12 protein-coding genes and 1 pseudogene are annotated in these 20,003 nt (G+C 62.8%); 7 read left to right on the forward strand and 6 right to left on the reverse strand.

Features of this window, described 5'->3' with window-relative positions:
* Position 1: 1 nt before the first annotated feature.
* Positions 2-2,671 carry a pyruvate dehydrogenase (acetyl-transferring), homodimeric type gene (gene aceE, locus LOKO_RS07625; RefSeq protein ID WP_066447209.1) on the reverse strand — a complete coding sequence of 890 codons (2,670 nt, stop codon included), beginning with the start codon at positions 2,669-2,671 and terminating at the stop codon, positions 2-4.
* 36 nt (positions 2,672-2,707) lie between these two features.
* Entirely contained in the window at positions 2,708-4,978 is a 2,271-nt protein-coding gene (locus tag LOKO_RS20495; protein WP_066447211.1) for an NADP-dependent malic enzyme, read from the reverse strand.
* Between the two features lie 202 nt (positions 4,979-5,180).
* Here LOKO_RS20495 and LOKO_RS20610 point away from each other — a divergent pair.
* The 4 genes and pseudogenes from LOKO_RS20610 to LOKO_RS07645 all read left to right on the forward strand — a co-directional run.
* A pseudogene (locus LOKO_RS20610) lies at positions 5,181-5,570 on the forward strand (transposase); the annotation flags it as partial.
* A 76-nt stretch (positions 5,571-5,646) separates the two neighbouring features.
* The gene (locus tag LOKO_RS18735) at positions 5,647-5,895 is read left to right on the forward strand and encodes a type II toxin-antitoxin system YhaV family toxin (protein WP_083517491.1); all 249 of its coding nucleotides are present in this window, start codon (positions 5,647-5,649) and stop codon (positions 5,893-5,895) included.
* 739 nt (positions 5,896-6,634) lie between these two features.
* Entirely contained in the window at positions 6,635-7,366 is a 732-nt protein-coding gene (locus LOKO_RS07640; protein WP_066447216.1) for a hypothetical protein, read from the forward strand.
* A 317-nt stretch (positions 7,367-7,683) separates the two neighbouring features.
* Positions 7,684-8,352: a DUF6998 domain-containing protein gene (locus tag LOKO_RS07645; protein WP_066447220.1), complete on the forward strand. Its 669-nt coding sequence runs from the start codon at positions 7,684-7,686 to the stop codon at positions 8,350-8,352.
* Between the two features lie 139 nt (positions 8,353-8,491).
* Here LOKO_RS07645 and guaD read toward each other — a convergent pair whose 3' ends face one another.
* From guaD to xdhA, 4 genes are all read right to left on the reverse strand, one after another.
* Positions 8,492-9,814, reverse strand: coding sequence for a guanine deaminase (gene guaD, locus LOKO_RS07650; protein WP_066447223.1), 1,323 nt, complete (start codon positions 9,812-9,814; stop codon positions 8,492-8,494).
* Positions 9,815-9,993: 179 nt separating this feature from the next.
* Positions 9,994-10,854, reverse strand: coding sequence for a xanthine dehydrogenase accessory protein XdhC (gene xdhC / locus LOKO_RS07655; protein ID WP_066447225.1), 861 nt, complete (start codon positions 10,852-10,854; stop codon positions 9,994-9,996).
* Positions 10,854-13,385 carry a xanthine dehydrogenase molybdopterin binding subunit gene (xdhB, locus tag LOKO_RS07660; RefSeq protein ID WP_235588971.1) on the reverse strand — a complete coding sequence of 844 codons (2,532 nt, stop codon included), beginning with the start codon at positions 13,383-13,385 and terminating at the stop codon, positions 10,854-10,856. Before xdhB ends, xdhC begins: the two co-directional genes overlap by 1 nt.
* Complete coding sequence (gene xdhA / locus LOKO_RS07665; RefSeq protein WP_066447227.1) at positions 13,369-14,835, reverse strand: xanthine dehydrogenase small subunit; 1,467 nt, start codon at positions 14,833-14,835, stop codon at positions 13,369-13,371. The genes xdhB and xdhA overlap by 17 nt, the downstream gene beginning before the upstream one ends.
* Before the next feature lie 817 nt (positions 14,836-15,652).
* Between xdhA and LOKO_RS07670 the strand changes: the two genes are divergently transcribed.
* The 3 genes from LOKO_RS07670 (at position 15,653) to LOKO_RS07680 (ending at position 20,001) form a co-directional block, all read left to right on the forward strand.
* Positions 15,653-18,076 carry a Lon protease family protein gene (locus tag LOKO_RS07670; RefSeq protein WP_235588972.1) on the forward strand — a complete coding sequence of 808 codons (2,424 nt, stop codon included), beginning with the start codon at positions 15,653-15,655 and terminating at the stop codon, positions 18,074-18,076.
* Complete coding sequence (locus LOKO_RS07675; RefSeq protein ID WP_066447236.1) at positions 18,063-18,830, forward strand: universal stress protein; 768 nt, start codon at positions 18,063-18,065, stop codon at positions 18,828-18,830. The genes LOKO_RS07670 and LOKO_RS07675 overlap by 14 nt, the downstream gene beginning before the upstream one ends.
* Positions 18,831-19,563: 733 nt before the next feature.
* Positions 19,564-20,001, forward strand: a complete 438-nt coding sequence (locus LOKO_RS07680; RefSeq protein WP_066447238.1) for an REP-associated tyrosine transposase — start codon at positions 19,564-19,566, stop codon at positions 19,999-20,001.
* Positions 20,002-20,003 lie beyond the last annotated feature (2 nt).

The following is a 20,003-nucleotide window of genomic DNA, read 5'->3' on the forward strand; positions in this document are numbered from 1 at the left end:
CTCAGGCGTACAGGGGGTTGGGCTTTTCGGGGTCGATGCCATATTTGACGATGGCGTCCCGCACCTTGCCGCTCTTGAGCTTGCCCTCGTCGACCAGGGCCTGGAGCGCGGCCAGGGTGACGTAATGACGATCCACCTCGAAGTGGCGGCGCAGGGCCTCGCGGCTGTCGGAGCGACCGAAGCCGTCGGTGCCCAGTACCTCGTAACGCCGCGGCACGAAAGGTCGAATCTGCTCGGCAAACATCCGGATGTAATCGGTGGAGGCGATTACCGGTCCTTCGGTGCCCTCCAGGCACGATTCCACATGGCTCTTGCGCGAACGCTTACCGGGATGCAGCCGGTTCCAGCGCTTGACGGCGTGGCCGTCGCGGGCCAGTTCATTGAAGCTCGGGCAACTCCAGACGTCGGCCGCCACTCCCCAGTCGTCGCGCAGCAGGTCCACCGCGGCAATCACTTCGTTGAGGATGCTGCCGCAACCCAGCAGCTGTACCCGCGGTGACTTGGCCTTGCCCTTGGCCTTGCTGAGGGAGTACATGCCCTTGATGATGCCTTCCTCGGCACCTTCGGGCAGCGCCGGGTGATGGTAGTTTTCGTTCAGGGTCGTGATGTAATAGAAGACGTTCTCCTGATCCTCGTACATGCGCTTCAGACCATCGCGCACGATCACCGCCACCTCGTAGTGGAAGGTGGGGTCATAGGCGATGCAGTTGGGGATGAACTGGGCAAACAGCTGGCTGTGTCCGTCCTGGTGCTGCAGGCCCTCGCCGTTCAGGGTGGTGCGCCCCGAGGTGCCACCGATCAAAAAACCCCGCGCAAGCATGTCGCCGGCCGCCCAGGCCAGGTCGCCGATGCGCTGGAAGCCGAACATGGAGTAGTAGACGTAGAACGGGATCATGGTGACCCCGTGATTGCTGTACGAGGTGGCCACGGCGATCCACGACGACATGGCGCCGTCCTCGTTGATCCCTTCCTGCAGGATCTGGCCTTTCTGGTCTTCCCGGTAGGGCATGATCTCCTCGGCGTCCATGGGCACGTACTTCTGCCCTTCGGGCGCGTAGATACCGATCTGCCGGAACATGCCCTCCATGCCGAAGGTGCGCGACTCGTCGGCGACGATCGGGGTCAGCCGTGGCCCCAGGGTCTTGTCCCGGGCCAGGGATATCATGATGCGTACCACGGCCATGGTGGTGGACATGGTGCGCTCACCGGTGTCCGCCAGCACCTGCTTGAACATGTCCAGTGGGGGGGCCTTGAGCACATCGCCGTTGCGCTGTCGCTGGGGTAGGTAGCCGCCCAGCGCCTTGCGTTGTCCATGCAGGAACTGCATCTCGGCGCTGTCCTCGGGGGGCTTGAAGAAGGCCGCCTTGGTAACCTGTTCGTCGCTGAAGGGCAGGTCGAAGCGCTGGTGAAAGTGCCTGAGGTGATCCTCGCCCAGTTTCTTCTTCTGGTGCGTGATGTTCTGGCCTTCGCCACCCTCGCCCATGCCGTAGCCCTTGACGGTCTTCATCAGTAGCACCGAGGGCTTGTCCGTGGTGTTGACCGCCGCGTGATAGGCCGCGTACACCTTCTGCGGGTCGTGGCCACCGCGGATCAGCTTGTAGTAGATATCGTCGTCCGACATGTGGGCGACCATTTCCTTGAGCTCCGGGTACTTGCCGAAGAAGTGCTCGCGGATGAAACCGCCGCCCTTGACCTTGAAGTTCTGATACTCGCCGTCGACACACTCTTCCATGCGCTTGCGCAACAGCCCCTTGGTGTCCTTGGCCAGCAGCTCGTCCCAGCCCGACCCCCACAGGCACTTGATGACGTTCCAGCCTGCGCCCCGGAAGTTGCCTTCCAGTTCCTGGACGATCTTGCTGTTGCCTCGCACCGGCCCGTCCAGACGCTGCAGGTTGCAGTTGATCACGAAGATCAGGTTGTCCAGCTTCTCCCGGTGGGCCAGGGAGATGGCCCCCTGGGACTGGGGTTCGTCCATCTCACCGTCGCCCAGGAAGGCCCAGACCTTGCGCCCCTCGGTGTCGGCCAGACCCCGGTTGTGGAGGTACTTCATGAACCGTGCCTGATAGATCGCCATGATCGGCCCCAGGCCCATGGACACGGTGGAGACCTGCCAGAAGTCCGGCATCAAATACGGGTGGGGATAGGAGGAGATCCCCTTGCCGTCCACTTCCAGGCGGAATTTTTCCAGCTGCTCCTCGGTGAGCCGGCCTTCCAGAAACGCCCGCGCGTAAATCCCCGGGGCACAATGGCCCTGCACGTAGATGATATCCCCCCCGTGGCTCTCGTTGGGGGCCTGCCAGAAATGGTTGAAGCCCACTTCGTACATCACCGCCGAGGACTGGTAGCTGGCGATGTGCCCGCCGGGCTCGGCGGGTTTCTTGTTGGCGCGTACCACCATGGCCATGGCGTTCCAGCGTAGATAGGCTATCAGTCGCTGCAGCAGTGCCTCGTCGCCGGGCAGCTTGGCCTCCTTGTGGGGCGGGATGGTGTTCACGTAGGGCGTGCGAGTGGTGTCCGGCGCCTCGGCGCCGGTCCGGTAGGCTTCTTCCACCGCCTTGTGCAGCAGATAGGTAGCCCGCTCAGGGCCTACCCGCTCCACCACCACGTCGACGGCTTCCTGCCATTCCCGGGTTTCCTGTGGATCGAAGTCATCGTAATTTTCGAAGGCCATGGATCGTCTCCGTTGGTTGGACCGGCATTGTTCTAGTTATTGATGGGTCTGTGCTTCAACGACGGCGAAGGCGCTCATGTTGGCGATACCCCGTGCGGTGACCGTGCGGTTGAGCACATGTACCGGCTTGGCGGCCCCCAGCAAGATGGGGCCCACAGAGACGCCGTTGCCCAGCACCTTCAAGGCGGTAAAGGCGATGTTCGCCGCGTCCAGGTTGGGCATGATCAACAGGTTGGCCTCGCCATCGAGCAGCGAATCAGGCAGGATGCGCCCGCGAACGCCGGTGGACAGCGCCGAATCGGCTTGCATTTCGCCGTCCACCATTAGATCCGGTGCGCGTTCTCGGATCAGCGCCAGTGCCTGGCGCATCTTTACGGCGCTGTCGAAGTCGGAACTGCCGAAATTCGAGTGGGAGACCAGGGCCGCCCGGGGCGTGATGCCGAAGCGGCGAATCTGCTCCGCGGCCAGCAGGGTGATCTCGGCGATTTGGTTGGCATCGGGGTTGTAGTTGACGAAGGGATCGGCAATGAACAGGGTGGTACGTTCGAGGATCAGTAGTTGCAGGGAGGCAGGCGTGCTGACGCCATCGCGCAGACCGATGACGTCCAGCACCAGGTCCAGGTGCTCGTGGTAAGTTCCCACCGGGCCGGCAATCATGGCGTCCACATCGCCCCGACGCAGCAGCAGTGAGGCCAGGATGGTGGCCCGGCTGCGTACTCGCTTTTCAGCGGCCTCAGGATGGACACCGCGTCGCCCCATCAGCTTGTGGTAGTCGCTGGCCAGTTCGGTGCAGTCGGGAGACTCCTGCGCGTCAATCAGCTCGAAATCGACACCGGGCTTCACCGGCAGGCCCAATTCCTCGATGCGGGCCTCAATGACCGCACGGCGGCCGATCAGCACGGGCTTGGCGTAGTGCTGGCTGACACAGACCTCCATGGCGCGGAGCACGCGCTCGTCCTCGCCTTCAGCGTAGAGCAAGCGGAGAGGATTTTGTCTCGCTCGCTCGAACACGGGCTCCATCACATTGCCGGAGCGGTATACCAGTCGTGACAGCGTGCGGGCGTACTCATCGAGGTCCGCGATGGGTCGAGCGGCCACCCCGCTCTCCATGGCGGCCTTGGCCACTGCCGGCGGGATGGTGTCGATCAGGCGCGGGGCGAAGGGTTTGGGCAGAATGTACTCCGGGCCGAAGGTCATCGCCTGTCCACCATAAGCCACCGCCACCGTTTCCGGCACCGTAGTGGTCGCCATATCGGCGATGGCCTTGACGGTGGCCAGTTTCATCTCCTCGTTGATGGTGGTGGCGCCGCAGTCCAGGGCGCCCCGGAAGATGAACGGGAAGCACAGGACGTTATTGACCTGATTGGGGTAGTCAGAACGACCGGTGGCGATCACCGCATCCGGGCGAACCGCTTTAGCATCCTCCGGCATGATTTCCGGGGTAGGGTTGGCCATGGCCAGGATCAAGGGCCGGTCGGCCATGGTCGCCACCATCTCCGGTTTGAGAGCCCCTCCGGCCGAGAGACCGAAGAAGACGTCGGCCCCCTTCATGGCATCGGCTAGGGTTCGGGCCTCGGTCCGGGTCGCGTAGCGCGCCTTGTAGGTATCCATCTCCTCGGTACGATCGGTATGGATCACGCCACTGCGGTCGCAAACCAGGATATTCTCCTTGCGTACCCCCAGGGCCACCGCCAGATCCAGACAGGCCAGGGCTGCGGAGCCCGCGCCGTTGCACACAAGGCGGATGTCGGCGAGCTCCTTGCCCACCACCCGCAGGCCATTGAGCAGGGCGGCTCCCGTGACGATGGCGGTACCGTGCTGGTCGTCGTGGAACACCGGAATCTTCATTCGCTCGCGCAGGCGCCGCTCGATCTCGAAGCATTCAGGTGCCTTGATGTCTTCCAGGTTGATGCCGCCGAAGGTGGCCTCCAGACCAGCGATGATCTCGATCAGCTTGTCCGGGTCACGCTCCTCGATCTCGATGTCGAACACGTCCACGTCAGCGAATTTCTTGAAGAGCACGGCCTTGCCTTCCATCACCGGCTTGGAGGCCAGGGCGCCGATGGCACCCAGCCCCAGCACCGCCGTGCCGTTGCTGACCACGGCCACCAGATTGGCGCGGGCGGTGTACTCGGCCGCCATCAGGGGGTCGCGTTCGATCTCCTCGCAGGCCGCGGCCACCCCGGGCGAATAGGCCAGCGACAGGTCCCGCTGGCTGGCCATGGGCTTGATCGCCTGGATCGCCAGCTTGCCGGGGCGGGGGAATCGGTGGTAGTTCAAGGCGCTGTCACGCAAATCGTCTGCCATGTGTTGTACCTCGCTGGCGTTTGCTCGCGGCAACCACGGCGTCGAAGACCGCTTTGCCGATTATTTTTTGTTTGAACTGCTGCCAGACCGACCTCACTGGCCGAGCCACGTTTCCTTGTCCGCTGGACTCCTCTGCACGATGGGCCTATAGGCAATATAGGCAACATGGGCAATTTAGGGATAAACTCCCTAATTCACCGGGTTGAGGCAGAAAAGAGGAGGCGAGCAGTACTCTCGTAGAATCAAGAAGTTCCTGTCAGAACACGATTCAAGAGGACTGCTCGCCATGGTTGCGTATCAGGTGGGCTCGTGGCCATCGCCGAGACGCGTGCTGCTGGTGGTGAATGAACGTTCCGATGATCTGCTGCTGCATGCCTTCTTCCTGGTCACCAACCTCGGCAAGTTCGACTGGCCGCCGCAGAAGGTCCTGGCGCTGTATCGCAAGCGCGGCAGTGCCGAGGCGCATATGGGCGAATTTAAGTCGGCTCTCGACGTGCATCTCTCCTCGACTGATCGCGGCGGCTCCACTGTCCAGGACGTGATGGCGTGGATAAGTTACCCGGTGATTAAGCGACTCGGTGCTGTTGAAGTGGATCGGCGCCGGCAACCCCTCGGTTCAACCCCCTGATTGGGCACTCTGATAAACGAAGGGGGTTAACGGGTGGACGATCTACGCCTACCCGTTGTTCCTTGACCAGGTTGAATCTCTCACTGACAAGGTGGAGCGGCTCGAATTGAAAGATCCAGCCGGCTACCGTAGCAAGTCGCCTACAAAGCGCCTGGCTGCCATCGTCAAGCTGGCTTTGAACGACATTTCCCAGGACCCTTCACTCCCCCAGTATCGGCAAGGCTACACCCTTGAAGAGGAACACTCCCACTGGCACAGAGCCAGGCTCTACGCTCCACGTTTTAGATGACGTCATCATATGGATCGTAGAGATAGTGGGGCAGACAAAATGGCGGAATTTCGTGATTAGCCAAGGTTGGATTTTGAGGAAGGCTCCCGCGAAGCGCCAAGGTGGCGACAAACGAGAGTGGCAGGAAAGCCATGCTTAAGCTTTACCTGCAGCGCCTCAGCTGTCACGAAGCCGGGAGGGCGTGTCCTTCGGCCCAAGTGAGCGGTTTCCCTCGGGCGCGCCGACGCCGAATAGCTCTTGGCGAATGATGCCCATATATGGCGGACTCACACCTTACCGGCTGAGCCTGTCGAGACCTGATAGTGGAAGGTCGGCACGGATGATCTCCTTTTTCCTGGCGGAGCACCGCCCAGTCATCCAAGTAAAACATGCTCAAGGTCTGGGGGTAACAGATCGATAACCGTTCTCATGGGTGAGGTGAGATAGCATTCGTAAGTTGGCGCAAGGTCTCGGTAAGCCCTAGCAAGGTTAGCGGTCTCGGTAGGGGCTGCGACCTCCGATGAGCCCTTGCAAGTGCGGTTTCATGCTGGATGTCACGGTAAAACGGGACCGGGTGCCGTGACACGGGTGCAATCTGGGCTCGCAGGTCGCACCTCTAACTAATGTCTCAGTTTTGACGCTGAGTGTTATAGTAGGGAAAGGGTTTCGATGTTTTTCAGTAGGATAACGGCTGTCCTTCACCTATTATCATCGCGACTAGGATTCGAACTTAACGACTAGTTTCATTAGGGGGAATGCCATGTCATGGAGAACCATTAGGAACTGTGGAAAGGTAAAGACATTTCACAAGAAGATTCCGCTAAAAACTGGGAAGATCAAGACAGGAGAGCTGCTTGATGAGGTCGCGCAAGAGTTTGCTAAGGTCTCGACTCAAGTATTTGATACTATAGGTGACTTCGTGTTTTCCTACGGGGAGCGGCAGCTAAGCTCAATATTCTTGCCAGCATTCTACAATCTGGGGTTCGGTGCGATGCAGGAGGTGCCCACGCGGCGGAAAGAACTTGGTGAGTCGTGCTCAGCGGGCTGGCTTGATTACTGGGTGCAGAAGGAAGATCGTTGGGTTTATCTGATAGAGGCAAAGCATAGTTGGCAGTTGTTCGAAGGGAGCGTTACGCAGGACGCACACGCAAAAATAAACGCATCGGTAGAGCAGCTCAATAGGATCAACGGTGAAGAGTTGGAAAACCTTTCTTTTGTGGATAGCACCTATAAGATATCAATGGTCGTGCTGCCGATATACAGGAACCTTCTGAAAGGCGTTGCTGCGCAGGAAGGTGATGAATGTCCAGTCAGTGCAGCCGATATGGATAGATTTGTAGGTGCGGCTGCTCGCAGTCTTCCTAGCTGCGTTTCCTGGGTGGGGGCGTGGGTGCTACCCGATCGAATGCAGTATGCGTTCAGCGGCAATTCTTTTTCTGGCCTTCGAACATTTCCTGGTGTCCTTTTCCTGGTTTCGGTAGTGGCAGATTGAGAGGAAAAAGGAACGAAAGAACAGGACAGCCATGTTATCAAGACTGAATATGGGCAGCCGTGTCTTAGTGCCCATGGTTCTAGCGTGGCGCTGGATCCGACCGTGAAAAGCGCTGAGCGCTTTCCCCGGCGGCTTAGCTCTGCGTTATATTTCATGCCCCCACGAAATAGTTAAAAGGCAATGCCGCGACGAGTGCGTGATTGCAACATTGGCCTTAATCCAAACGACGCTTGTGGTGGCAATTTTCTGTTTTCTACGAGAGATAGCTTGATTGAGCACTGAAACCTTCAGCTGGAGACAGGACTAACTGAGGTGTTATGGCACTCACACAGATGCAGATCATTCAGTCGTTGGGTGAGGCGATGGCATGGTTTGAACGCGAACTCAACTGGGGCGTGCCGCCGACCGAACTGCGCCATCTCTGTGGCCGGATCGGGGAGCTTTACGCGGCGCTCATCACCAATGGGCAGATGGCTACCGAGGTCAACCAGCAGGGTTACGATGTCGTCAGCGGAGAGGGTGAACGGATATCCGTCAAGACTACGGCGAGGATGGGTTCGGGGGGGCACGTCACGTTTAACGCTAACTCCCTTTCATTCGTCGACAGGGTGATCATTCTTCGTATAAATACCGACGAAATGCAGATCGAGACGCTGTTGAACGCGCCTGTGCAGGAGGCAATAAGCTACATGCCAGAAGCACGAGGTGGAAAGCAGCATTTGCCTCTCAGGCGTCTTGCTCGGAAGGAGCGGCCGCGAAATGCACTCAAGGTACTGCGCGAGGTTGGGTTCGAGGGTTACATGGTCAGAGAGCTGGAGAACGGCAGCATCGAGGTGGAGCAGGATGGCGTGCTTCTGGTTCCGGCAAAACCGGTGCTTCGGGAGTTGGCCAGGAGGCTCAACCTCAGTCTGCTGAACGGCAATGGAAATCCCCTGAATACACGGCAGCTTGGTAGCTTCATCATCAAGAATCTGAGCGAGACGTGAGCGCGTTATGAGCCTGCTGGAGAACGGTGACAGGCTGATATCCAGTTAGAAAAGGCTTTTTATCAGTGGCGAGTGGTCCTCATGAATCCTGTTCCTGCTGGAACAGTGGATTCACGAGAACCACTCGCCATTTTCTTTTTCAGGCCTGCTCACGCTTATGCTGACAGCGTCCGCCGGCCCAGGTCTCCAGTATGCTGCGGTCGTCGCCCAACATCATCAGGGCAAAGAGTCGCTCGCCGAGGGTGCGGCAGCGGGCATGGCGCCTGGCCAGCAGCGGTGTGGCATCGGGGTCGAGCACCACAAAGTCGGCCTCCATGCCGGTTGCCAGGCGACCGATGTTCTCATCCAGCGAGAGGGCCTTGGCGTTGCCCAGGGTCAGGCCGTAGAGGCCCTGCCAGGCGGTCAGGGGCTGGCCGCGCAGCTGGCCGACCTGATAGGCGGCCTTGAGGGTGGCCAGGCCGGAGAGGTCGGTGCCGCCGCCGACATCGCTGGCATAGGTAACGTTGAGCCCGATGTCGGATGCCGCCTGGCGGTCGAACAGGCCGCTGCCCAGGAACAGGTTTGAGCTTGGGCAGAAGGCCAGGTTGGCGCCGCGATCAGCGAGACGCTGGCGCATCTCCTGGTCGAGGTGAATGCCATGGGCGAAGGTGCTGCGCGGCCCGACCAGGCCGGACTGCTCGTAGACCTCGAGGTAGTCGCGGCTCTCCGGGAACAGCTCGGCGACCCAGTCCAGCTCGCCGGTGTTTTCGGAAAGGTGGGTCTGCAGCCACAGGCTGGGGTCGTTGCGCAGCATGCCGCCGGTGGCGTCCAGCTGCTCCCGGGTCGAGGTGGGGGCAAAGCGGGGCGTCAGGCTGTAGCCGAGCCGGCGCGTGCCGTGCCAGTCGCTGATCAGCCGCTCGGCGTCGCGTACGCCGCCCTGGGTGTCGTCGCAGAGCGCTTCGGGGGCGTGACGATTCATGTGTACCTTGCCGGCCAGCATGCGCAGGTCGCGCTTGCTGCTGGCGGTGAAGAAGGCGTCCACCGAATCGGGGTGGCTGGAGCAGAACACCTGGGCGGTGGTGGTGCCGACTCGCAGCACCTCGTCGAGAAAGGCATTGGAGAGCGCCAGTGCATGATCGTACTGGGCGAAGCGACACTCTTCGGGGAAGGTGTAGTCGTTGAGCCAGTCGAGCAGCTGGCGCCCGTAGGAGGCCATGATCTCGAGCTGCACGTAATGCACGTGGCTGTCGATGAAGCCGGGCATCAGTAGCTTGCCGCGATGGTCGATCACCTCGATGCCCGGCGGCAGGTCCGCTTCGAGGCGTGCAAATTCATCGATGGCGTGTATGCGGCCATCCTCGATCCACAGGGCGCCGTCCTCGATATGGCGAACACTGCCCTCGGCGGGGGTGTCGCCCTCGCCGGGGTCGGCATCGAAGCTCAGCAGTTCGGCGCGTATTATGCGCGAGTCGTTTGTCGTCATGATAGGGGCTCGTTCGTTTCTGCTATCGGGCTGATCCGGCGGCAAACCTGCGAGGAGGCGCTGTGAATCCTTCCCTGGACGCTACATTCTTCATCCCTGAAGAATGACCTCCTCTTCGGCCAGCCCCCGGCGCCCTTCGTAATCGTTGGGCGGCTGTCATTGGGTATTGAGCATGGCTATTAAGCGTTCTGGCCAAACAGAGCACGCAGTTCAGCCGGGTCGAGGCCGCGTTGGTCGGCGCGTTCGGCGTTGCCCACCAGAGGCAGCAGCTCGGCCAGGGTCGCCAGCGCAATGGCGTAGGGCGTCTTGTCGCCGCCGGTGCCACCGGAAGCCGTGCCGATGGGGCAGCGCACGCTGCCCAAGGCCGCCTCGTCGTGCCCCGCGTCGGTGAGCCGCGAGCGGAAGCTCGCCCACTTGCTCTTCGAGCCGATCAGGCCGATTGACGCCATGTCGCCGCGCTGTAGCAGGGCGTCGACCAGCTCGCGATCCTCGGCGTGATCATGGGTCAGCACCAGCGCGTGGCTGCCAGCCGGCAGGGCGGCCACGGAGGCCCGCGGATCGGCCGCGTGGCGACATGCCAGGCGCGGCTGCGCCTCGGCCCAGTCAGGGAAGACGCCGTCGCGGCTGTCGTGCCACAGCACGCGCCAGGGCAGCGGGGCGGCCAGGCGCACCAGCTCGGTGCCGACATGGCCGGCGCCGAAGATGGCCAGCGTCGCCGCACTGCCGGGGAAGATCTCCAGCAGCACGTTGACGAAGCCGCCACAGCACTGGCCGCTGCGGCCGCCCAGGGCGAAGGCCTCGAGGCTCATGCCGCTCTCGCCGCGTGCCAGTTTTTCCCGGGCCGCGTCGATCACCTGGAACTCGAAGGTGCCGCCGCCGAGGGTGTCATGCACGACATCCTCGGCGATCACCATGCGCGCGCCGGGTTCACGCGGGGTCGACCCGGCGCTGGTCACCACGGTGGCCAGGGCATGGGGCAGACCGTCCCGCTGCAATCGGTGCAGGGCCTCATGCCAGCTTGCGGGACGCCGGGCGGTCATCACTTGGCACCCTTTTCCAGCGGCCAGGGATTGTACCTGGCGCGCAGGGTCTCGGCGGCCATCAGTACCCGTTCCGGCGTGGCCGGGGTGTCGAGGCGCGGCGCCTCGGCATAGTCGGCCAGGCTTGCCAGGGCGTCACGCAGCGCCGACCACACCGCCATGCCGAGCATGAAGGGCGGCTCGCCCACGGCCTTGGAGCGGTAGATGCTGGCCATGGAGTTGGGGTGGCCCTCCATCAGCTTGACGTTGAACACCGGCGGCAGGTCGCCGTAGGTGGGGATCTTGTAGGTAGCGGGGCCGTCGGAGATCAGCCGGCCGGCGTCGTTCCACTTCAGCTCCTCGCTGGTCAGCCACCCCATGCCCTGGATGAAGCCGCCTTCCACCTGGCCGAGGTCGATGGCCGGGTTCAGCGAGTCGCCCACGTCGTGGAGGATATCGACCCGGTCGACCTGATACTCCCCGGTCAGGGTATCGACGCTGACCTCGGCCACGGCGGCGCCGAAGGCGTAGTAGTAGAAGGGGCGGCCCTGGCCGACGTTGCGGTCGTAGTGGATCAGCGGCGTGGCGTAGAAGCCCTTCTCCGAGAGCGAGATGCGGTTGAGGTAGGCCGCCTGGACCAGTTCGCCCCAGGGAATGCGCTGCTCGCTCTCGCCGTGACCGGCGACGAGATGGCCGGCTTCCAGGCGCATGTCTTCCCGGTCGAGGCCCTGATCCGGGTAGAGGTGCTCGTGGGCGAAGTCGAACAGGCGCTCCTTGAGTTTCACGCAGGCGTCACGAGCGGCCTGGCCGTTGAGGTCGGCGCCGCTTGAGGCCGCGGTGGGCGAGGTGTTGGGTACCTTGTCGGTACGCGTGGCGCTGATGCGTACCTCTGCGGTATCGAGGCCCAGTTCCCGGGCGGCCACCTGACAGATCTTGGTGTGCAGGCCCTGGCCCATCTCGGTGCCGCCGTGATTGATCATCACGCTACCGTCGGTATAGACGTGGAGCAGCGCGCCGGCCTGGTTCAGGTGCTTGGCGGTGAAGGAGATGCCGAACTTCACCGGCGTAAGCGCCAGGCCTTTCTTGACGATGGGGCTGTCGGCGTTGAACTCGGTGATGGCCCGGCGCCGTTCCCAGTAGTCGCTGCTGGTCTCGATCTGTTCGACCAGTGCCTTGAGCAGGGCGATCTGGTCGACATGCTGGCCGTAGTGGGTGGTCTGGCGGTCGGGGCGGTAGAAGTTGCGCTTGCGTACCGTCAGCGGGTCCTCGCCGATGCGCCGGGCGATATCGTCCATCGCCGCCTCGATCACCATCATGCCCTGGGGGCCGCCGAAGCCGCGAAAGGCGGTATTGGAGGCGGTATGGGTGCGGGCACGGTGGCCGGTCACCCGGGCATCGCCCAGCGAATAGGCGTTGTCGCTGTGGAACATGGCGCGGTCGACGATGGCGTCGGACAGGTCGGGGGAGTAGCCGCAGTCGCCGATCACGGTGATCTCGCCGCCAAGGATCACGCCAGTCTCGTCGACGCCCAGCCGGTAGCGGTTATGGAAGGGGTGTCGCTTGCCGGTGGCGCGCATGTCCTCGGCTCGGGGCAGGCGCACGCGGGTGGTGCGGCCGGTGCGGCGGGCGATCAGTGCGGCAATGCAGGCCCAGGGCGAGGCCTGGGTCTCCTTGCCGCCGAAACCGCCGCCCATGCGGCGCACCTCCACGGTGACGGCATGGAATGGAATGCCCAGCACCTCGGCTACCAGCTTCTGGGTCTCGCTGGGGTGCTGGTTGGAGGTGAAGACCACCACACCCTCGTCCTCGGTGGGCTGCACCAGACATGCCTGGCCCTCCAGGTAGAAATGCTCCTGGCCGCCGACGAACTGCTCGTCCTCCACGACCAGGGCGGCGTCTTTCAATGCCTGCTCCCAGTCGCCGCTCTGCTGTACGTGGGTGGGGCGCACGAACTCTTCCCGCTCGGCGGCGGCCACCGGGTCTAGGCAGGCCGGCTGCTCGTCGATCTCCACGACGGCCGCCTGGACGGCTTCCCGCGCGGCGCGATGACTCTCGGCGGCCACGGCGAAGATGACCTGACCGACGTAGCTGATCTCCTCCTCGACGAAGATGGGGTCGCCGGGGAACACCGGGCCGATATCGGTGTGGCCGGGCACATCGCCCACGGCGATGACATCCACGACGCCGGGCATGGCGCGGACCTTGTCCAGGTCGAGGCGGGTCAGGCGGCCGTGGGCGACGGGAGAGAGCCCCATGGCCACATGCAGGGTGTCGGCCGGTGCGCTCAGGTCGTCGATATAGGCCGCCCGCCCGGTGACATGCTTGATTGCGCTCTCATGGGCCTGGGAGTGCGGATGAGCGTTGGTATAAGGAATTGTGTCGCGGGCCAGGGGGCCGTCGCCCTTGATGCGACCGTCGAGCTCGTGACGCGCCGTCGCGGAGTCGGCACTCACGTCCTCGGCGACGTCCTGGTTCAGCTCTGGCGCGGTTCCGGGCGCCTTGGAGTCTGGCGCGGTTTCGGGCGCCTTGGAAAGCTTAGTGAGCGTACGCATGGAGCATCACCTCCCGGGGGCTGTCTGTGGCGTCCTGGGCAATGACCAGGCGCAGGCGTTCGAGCAGGTTGGCGGCGGAGACCTGGCGATAGTGGGCGCTGCCACGCACATCCGACATGGGCTGGAAGTCCTGGGACAGCGCCAGCCGTGCCTCCTGGAAGGCCGCCGATGTGGGCGACTTGCCCTCCAGCGCCGCTTCGGCCCGGGCCGCACGCTTGGGAATGGCGGCCATGCCGCCAAAGGCCAGGCGCACGTCGCGCATCACGCCATCTTCCAGGCGCCAGGCGAAGGCGCCGAGCACGGCGGAAATATCGTCCTCACGTCGTTTGGACAGCTTCCAGACCTTGAGCGTTTCCCCCGCGACGGGGTGGGGCAGGAACAGGGCGTGAATCGCTTCACCCTGCTGCAGGGCGGTACGCTTGTAGTCGAGGAAGAAGTCGTCCAACGGCAACTCGCGCTCACCCTCGGGGCCGACCAGGCGCAGGCGCGAGCCCAGCGCCAGCAGTACCGGCGGGGTGTCGCCGATGGGCGAGGCGTTGGCCACGTTGCCGCCCAGGGTGCCCCGGTTGCGAATCTGGGAAGAGCCCAGTCGATGGAGCAGGTGGGCGAAGGCGTCAAAATGCTCTTCAAGCAGCGGCTCGATGCGGGTATAGGTCACGGCGGCGCCGATCCACCAGCCCTTGCGGCCATCTTCGAGGGTGGTTTCCTCGATGACGTTCAATTCGGCGACGCGAGTGACATCGATCAGCCGCTCGAAGCGTACCAGCCGCTGAGTGCTCTCCAGCCACAGGTCGGTGGCCCCGGCAACGAGCCGTGCCTCGGGGTGGCGCGCCAGGCACTCGGTCAATTCGGCGAGCGTGGTGGGCTGGGCAAAGGGACTTTCATCAGCGGCGTGCTGGGCTTTCGGCTCAGGAGCGGCGGCGTCCATCCACAGCGGGCGATGCTCCGGGTGCTCGTTCATGCTCAGCGCGGCGTCGCGGATCGGGCGGTAGCCCGTGCAGCGGCAGAGATTCCCCCCTAGGGCGGCCTCGAGGCGCTGCGGCGTCAGCGGTGCCAGAGCCTTGTCGGTCTCCCTGCGCTGCTCCTCGTGAAGGGTGAACAGCGACATGACGATGCCCGGGGTGCAGAAGCCGCACTGGCTGCCATGGCACTCGACCATGGCGGACTGGGCGGGATGGAGGTTGTCGCCATCGGCGAGGCCATCCACGGTGACCAGATGGCGTCCATTCAACTGATGGGCCGGAGTGATGCAGGCATTGGCACTGTGGTAGCGCAGCTCGTCGTCGGGGCCTTTTTCGCCAATGGCAACGGTGCAGGCACCGCAGTCACCGGAGGCGCAACCCTCCTTGGTACCCGTGACACCAAGGGTTTCTCTCAGCAATTCAAGCACGCTGGTTTCGGGTCTTGCCTCGCAATGGCGCGGTTGCCCGTTGAGCAGGAAGTCGATCATCGCCGTGTCTCTTGTTGAGTCTTTCGTTAAGCCTGTTGTTGAAATCAGTAGTGGAGCCTGTTGTTGACCCTGCAGGGGTAGCTTAGAGGGGTAGCTTAGACTGCAACCATTTGACCAAATGGTCAGGATGTTTTCAGCATGGGCCAGAAAGTCGCACTTTGCAAGTCCGGAAGAGGGCTTTTCCTGCCAGGGCATCTACCGTGCAGGCAGGTGAGAGATGGGCCGGGCAAGGAGTGACTGGTCAAGGAGTGAAGAGCGGAGCGCGTAAAAGCGGTATCCTGCCCGTGAGTGGAGCAGGTTTGCAGGAAGCCCCGGGGTGGGGCACTCTTTTCGCTTTACTGAATACAACAAGGGCAGGGGCCTTGCGATGTCAGAACTGCCAACTATAGAAAAAGTTGTAGGAGTATCTTCAGATCACGACTGGAGGCCGAAGGCCTCCCGGCGGAGTTGCCGATGTGGCGACCACTGCCAACGTCGGAGCCTCCGCCGTGCGCCTGCCGGCGCCAGTCGCGATGGGAACCAGCGCTCCAACAGAACCCCACCATATGAGAAAAAGTTGTAGGAGTATCTTCAGATCACGACTGGAGGCCGAAGGCCTCCCGGCGGTGTTGCCTGTGTTAGCGACCACTGCCAACGTCGGAGCCTCCGCCAAGGCGCCTACCGGCGCCAGTCGCGATGGAAACCAGCGCTCCAACAGCGATCCTCTCCACCAGGCCCAACTCTTCCTTCTTGACCTATATCAGGCATATCTGCATGTACTCCGCCATACTGGGATGAAGCGTCATCAAAGTGCATCAAGAACAGGGAGGCAGCAATCTTGAAACCATTGGATGCGACGCAAGTGTATTGCCACTGCCCGGAGGAGGCGTTCGATTTCGAGGTGAGCAGTGAGCTTGCTTCGCTGGATCTGCTCAGCGGCCATGACCGGGCGCGGGAGGCGCTGGACTTCGGTACCGCGATGCGCAGCGATGGTTTTAATCTCTACGTCCTGGGTCACCCCGGGCATGGCAAGCATCAGCTGGTGGGACGTTTCCTTGCCGAGCGTTCCCGTGACGAGCCCACCCCACCGGACGTGGCCTACCGCTTCAACTTCGATGACCCATCCCGTCCTTTTCATCTGTTGCTGCCCACCGGCATGGGCCGGGTTCTGCGCGCCGACATCGAGCAGTTGACCCAGGAGCTGAGCACATCGATTCCCGCGGTCTTCGAGGGGGACGAGTACCAGAACCGCTTGCACGAGCTGAAACAGGCCATGGGCGAGCGCCAGCGCGATACCATCGAGGCGGTGCGCCGCGAGGCCCGTGAGCACGACATCCTGCTGCTCTCCACTCCCAACGGCTTCACCTTCGCCCCGGCCAACAGCGACGAGAAGATGATGTCGCCGGACGAGTTCGAGAAGCTGTCCCAGGATGAGCGCGAACGCATCGAAGGCACGGTAAAGGTGCTGCAGAAGAAGCTGACCCATGCCATTCGCCAGATGCCGAGGCTGGCGAAACTGCTGCGCGAGCAGGTCGTGGCCCTGAACGAGGAGATGCTGCAGACCGCGATAGGTGCCCCACTGGAGGAGCTGGAGCAGCGTTACGTGGAGCAGGAAGGCGTACAGGCCCACTTGGCGGCCATCCGCGAGGCGATCGTGGCCAACGTGGATTCGTTTATCGACGAGGAGCCGGATATTCCGCCGGAAGCGCTGTTCACCCGCTTCCAGCTGAATCTGATCGTCGACAACAAGGGCTGCGAGGGTGCGCCGGTGGTCTATCTCGATCTGCCGACCCATCAGCACCTGGTGGGGCGTATCGAGCACCATGTCCACAACGGCACCCTGCTGACCGACTTTTCGCTGATCCGCGCCGGGGGCCTGCATCGCGCCAACGGTGGCTACCTGGTGGTTGATGTGCGCGCCCTGCTGATGCAGCCCGGTGCCTGGGAGACCCTGAAGCGCGTGTTGCGTGCCGGCGAGATCCGTACCGAGTCGCTGGAGCAGGCGTATGGGCTGATCAGCACCACCACCCTGGAGCCGGAGCCGATTCCGCTGGACCTCAAGGTCGTGCTTCTCGGCGAGCGGCTGTTCTATTACCTGCTGTGCGAACACGACCCCGATTTCCTGGAGCTTTTCAAGGTGCAGGCGGACCTGGAGGATGAGCTGGAGCGCAACGACGCCAACCAGCCCCTGTATGCGCGAATGATCGCCACCCTGGCCCGGGATTCCGCCCTGCGCCCGCTGGATCGCAGCGGCGTGGCGGCGGTGATCGAGCGGGCCAGCCGCCTGGCCGATGACCAGGGCAAGCTCACCGCCCGTCATCGCGAACTCAGCGACCTGCTGGAAGAGGCCGACCACTGGGCCGACCAGGCAGCCGCAAAGGTCATCGGCCGCACCCACGTGGAGAAGGCGGTGGAGCAGCAGCTGTGGCGGGCCAGCCGCCTGCATGAGCGCAGTCATGAAATGATCACCCGGGGCACGGTGGCGATTCGTACCGATGGCTTCCAGGTCGGCCAGATCAATGGGCTCTCGGTGCTGAGCCTGGGCCACTATGCCTTCGGCCAGCCGAGTCGTATCACCGCTACCGCGCGCCCTGGCGCCGGCCAGGTAGTGGACATCGAGCGGGAGGCACGCATGGGCGGGCGCATCCACTCCAAGGCGGTGATGATCCTTTCCCGCTACCTGGCCAGCCGCTATGCCCCCGATTCTCCACTCTCGCTCTCCGCGAGCCTCGCCTTCGAACAGTCCTACGGTGGCGTGGAGGGCGACAGCGCATCCGTGGCCGAGGCCTGCGCGCTGATCTCGGCCATCGCCCGGGTCGGCATCGACCAGCGCCTGGCGGTGACCGGCTCCATCGATCAATACGGCATGGTGCAGGCGGTGGGCGGCGTCAACGAGAAGATCGAGGGATTTTTCGACATCTGCCGGGCGCGGGGGGAGGTCAAGGGCCGCGGCGTGCTGCTGCCGGCAACCAACGTGGCGCACCTGATGCTGAAGGAGGATGTTCGCAAAGCCATTGCTGCGGGTGACTTCAAGGTCTATGCCATTCACGACCTGGACGAAGCACTGGCACTGCTGACCGACATGACACCGGGCGAGCGCGACGATGAGGGCAACTATCCCGAGGGCAGCGTCAACGCCCTGGTTGCCGAGCGTCTCGAGGCCTTCCACAAGGTGGCAAGCAAGAATCGTGGGCACAGCGGCAAGATGAACGATCAGGAGAACGACAGGGACGAGGAGGCGCGTGACGATGACCAAGCCTGACACGCCCCCTTCCGGCGACACACCCCTTCTCGAAGTGGTACGCGTACTGGCGCTGCTCGACGCTTCGCGGCATAGCCAGGCAGCCCTGGCGGCCGCCGTGGACCTGGCCAGCCGTCGGCAGGCCGAGCTTGTTGCAGTCTATGTCGAGGACCTGGACCTGCTGAGCTGTGCGGCCTTTCCGTTCTCCTGCGAGATCGGCGCGCAGTCGGGCGTCACACGGCCGCTGACCGCGGATACGCTGGAAGCCAGCATCGCCCGACAGCTACAGCGCGTAAATCAGTCGCTAGCACTCGCCGTGGCCGGGCGCGACCTGCGGCATCGCCTTGAAGTCAGCCGCGGCCCGGTCGTCGGCGAAGCCCTGTCCAAGGCCGGCGCCGGGGATGTGCTGGTACTGGGCAAGACCGGCACGACAGAGCGCTGGGGCACGCGGCTAGGCTCCACCAGCCGCCGGCTCATACTGGAAGCCCCCTGCACGGTACTGCTCTGGGATGAACGGCACCCCTTCCGGCGCGGCCCGCTACGAACGCTGAGCCAGGCGCAGTCTAACGGCGAACAAACCATACCCGACTGGCTGACGGCACTCTTCGACGGCCACTCCCCACTGCCGGTCCGCCATGCCCGGGAACTGGAAAAACAGCTCGCCCACGCCGATGCCGGCGGTTTGCTGCTGCATCGAACCGAGCTGGAACACCTCCTCGACGAAGACCCCGAACTGCTTGCCAATGTCCCCCTGCCGATTGTGGTGGTGGCGTAGAGTAATGATGTAACACCGCCAAGGCGCCTGGCGGCGCCAGTCGCGATGCAGAGCAGCGCTCCAACAGCTGTTCTTTCATGCCATTGCGGCCTCCGCCAGGCGCCTGGCGGCGCCAGTCGCGATGCAGAGCAGCGCTCCAACAATGATTCTCTCCACCAACGCGAACTACACCGCTGTTGGAGTATTTTTAGATCCGGTCCGACGCATCGGCGACTGGAGACCGAAGGGCTCCCGGCGGTGTTGGTAACGTTGCGAATATCGCCAGCGCTGCGGCCTCCGCCAGGCGCCTGCCGGCGCCAGTCGCGATGCAGAGCAGCGCTCCAACAGCTGTTCTTTCATGACATTGCAGCCTCCGCCGGGCGCCTGCCGGCGCCAGTCGCGATGCGGAGCAGCGCTCCAACAGCGAATCTCTCCACCGACGGTGCCACGTAGTTGTTGGAGTATCTTCAGATCACGACTGGAGGCCGAAGGGCTCCCGGCGGTGTTGGTAACGTTGCGAATATCGCCAGCGCTGCGGCCTCCGCCAAGCGCCTATCGGCGCCAGTCGCGATGCGGAGCAGCGCTCCAACAAAGATTCTTTCTACCGTCGGTGTTGCCGATGCTGACGGAAAACGCCACAAATTGATTACACGCTCTGTTGGTCACGGCCTACAACAAGGTCCGCAAATGGCTTAACGACATATTAGCTCAGTCAAATACTCTGAACTGAGCCAGCCCAACATGAGTCTTTATAATGACAACGCCCGGTATGCGCGCTCTCAGAGCAGGTCGTCGCTCCATCCCCGGCCACTATTATCACATTACGCTTGTGACGCGCCGTCGCTATCCGTTCTTTGAAGACTTTCGTACTGCCTGCAAGGCCTGCCGTACGTTTTCGATTTCCACCCTGGATGCACAGTGCGAAACGCAGTCCTTTGTCGTCATGCCCGACCATGTCCATTGGCTACTGCAGTTGAAAGGTGATCTCGCGCATGCCGTCAGGATATATAAATCCCATGTCTCGATGTCGGTCGGGCTGCGGGTATGGGACACCGGGTATTACGACCGTGCCCTGCGTTCCGACGAGGATATCCGCACCGTGGCGCGGTATATCGTCGCCAATCCGTTGCGGGCAGGGCTGGTGGAGAATATCGGTGAGTATCCCTATTGGGATGCAATATGGCTGGATTGATA

It is taken from the genome of Halomonas chromatireducens (assembly GCF_001545155.1).
GTDB classification, from domain to species: domain Bacteria; phylum Pseudomonadota; class Gammaproteobacteria; order Pseudomonadales; family Halomonadaceae; genus Halomonas; species Halomonas chromatireducens.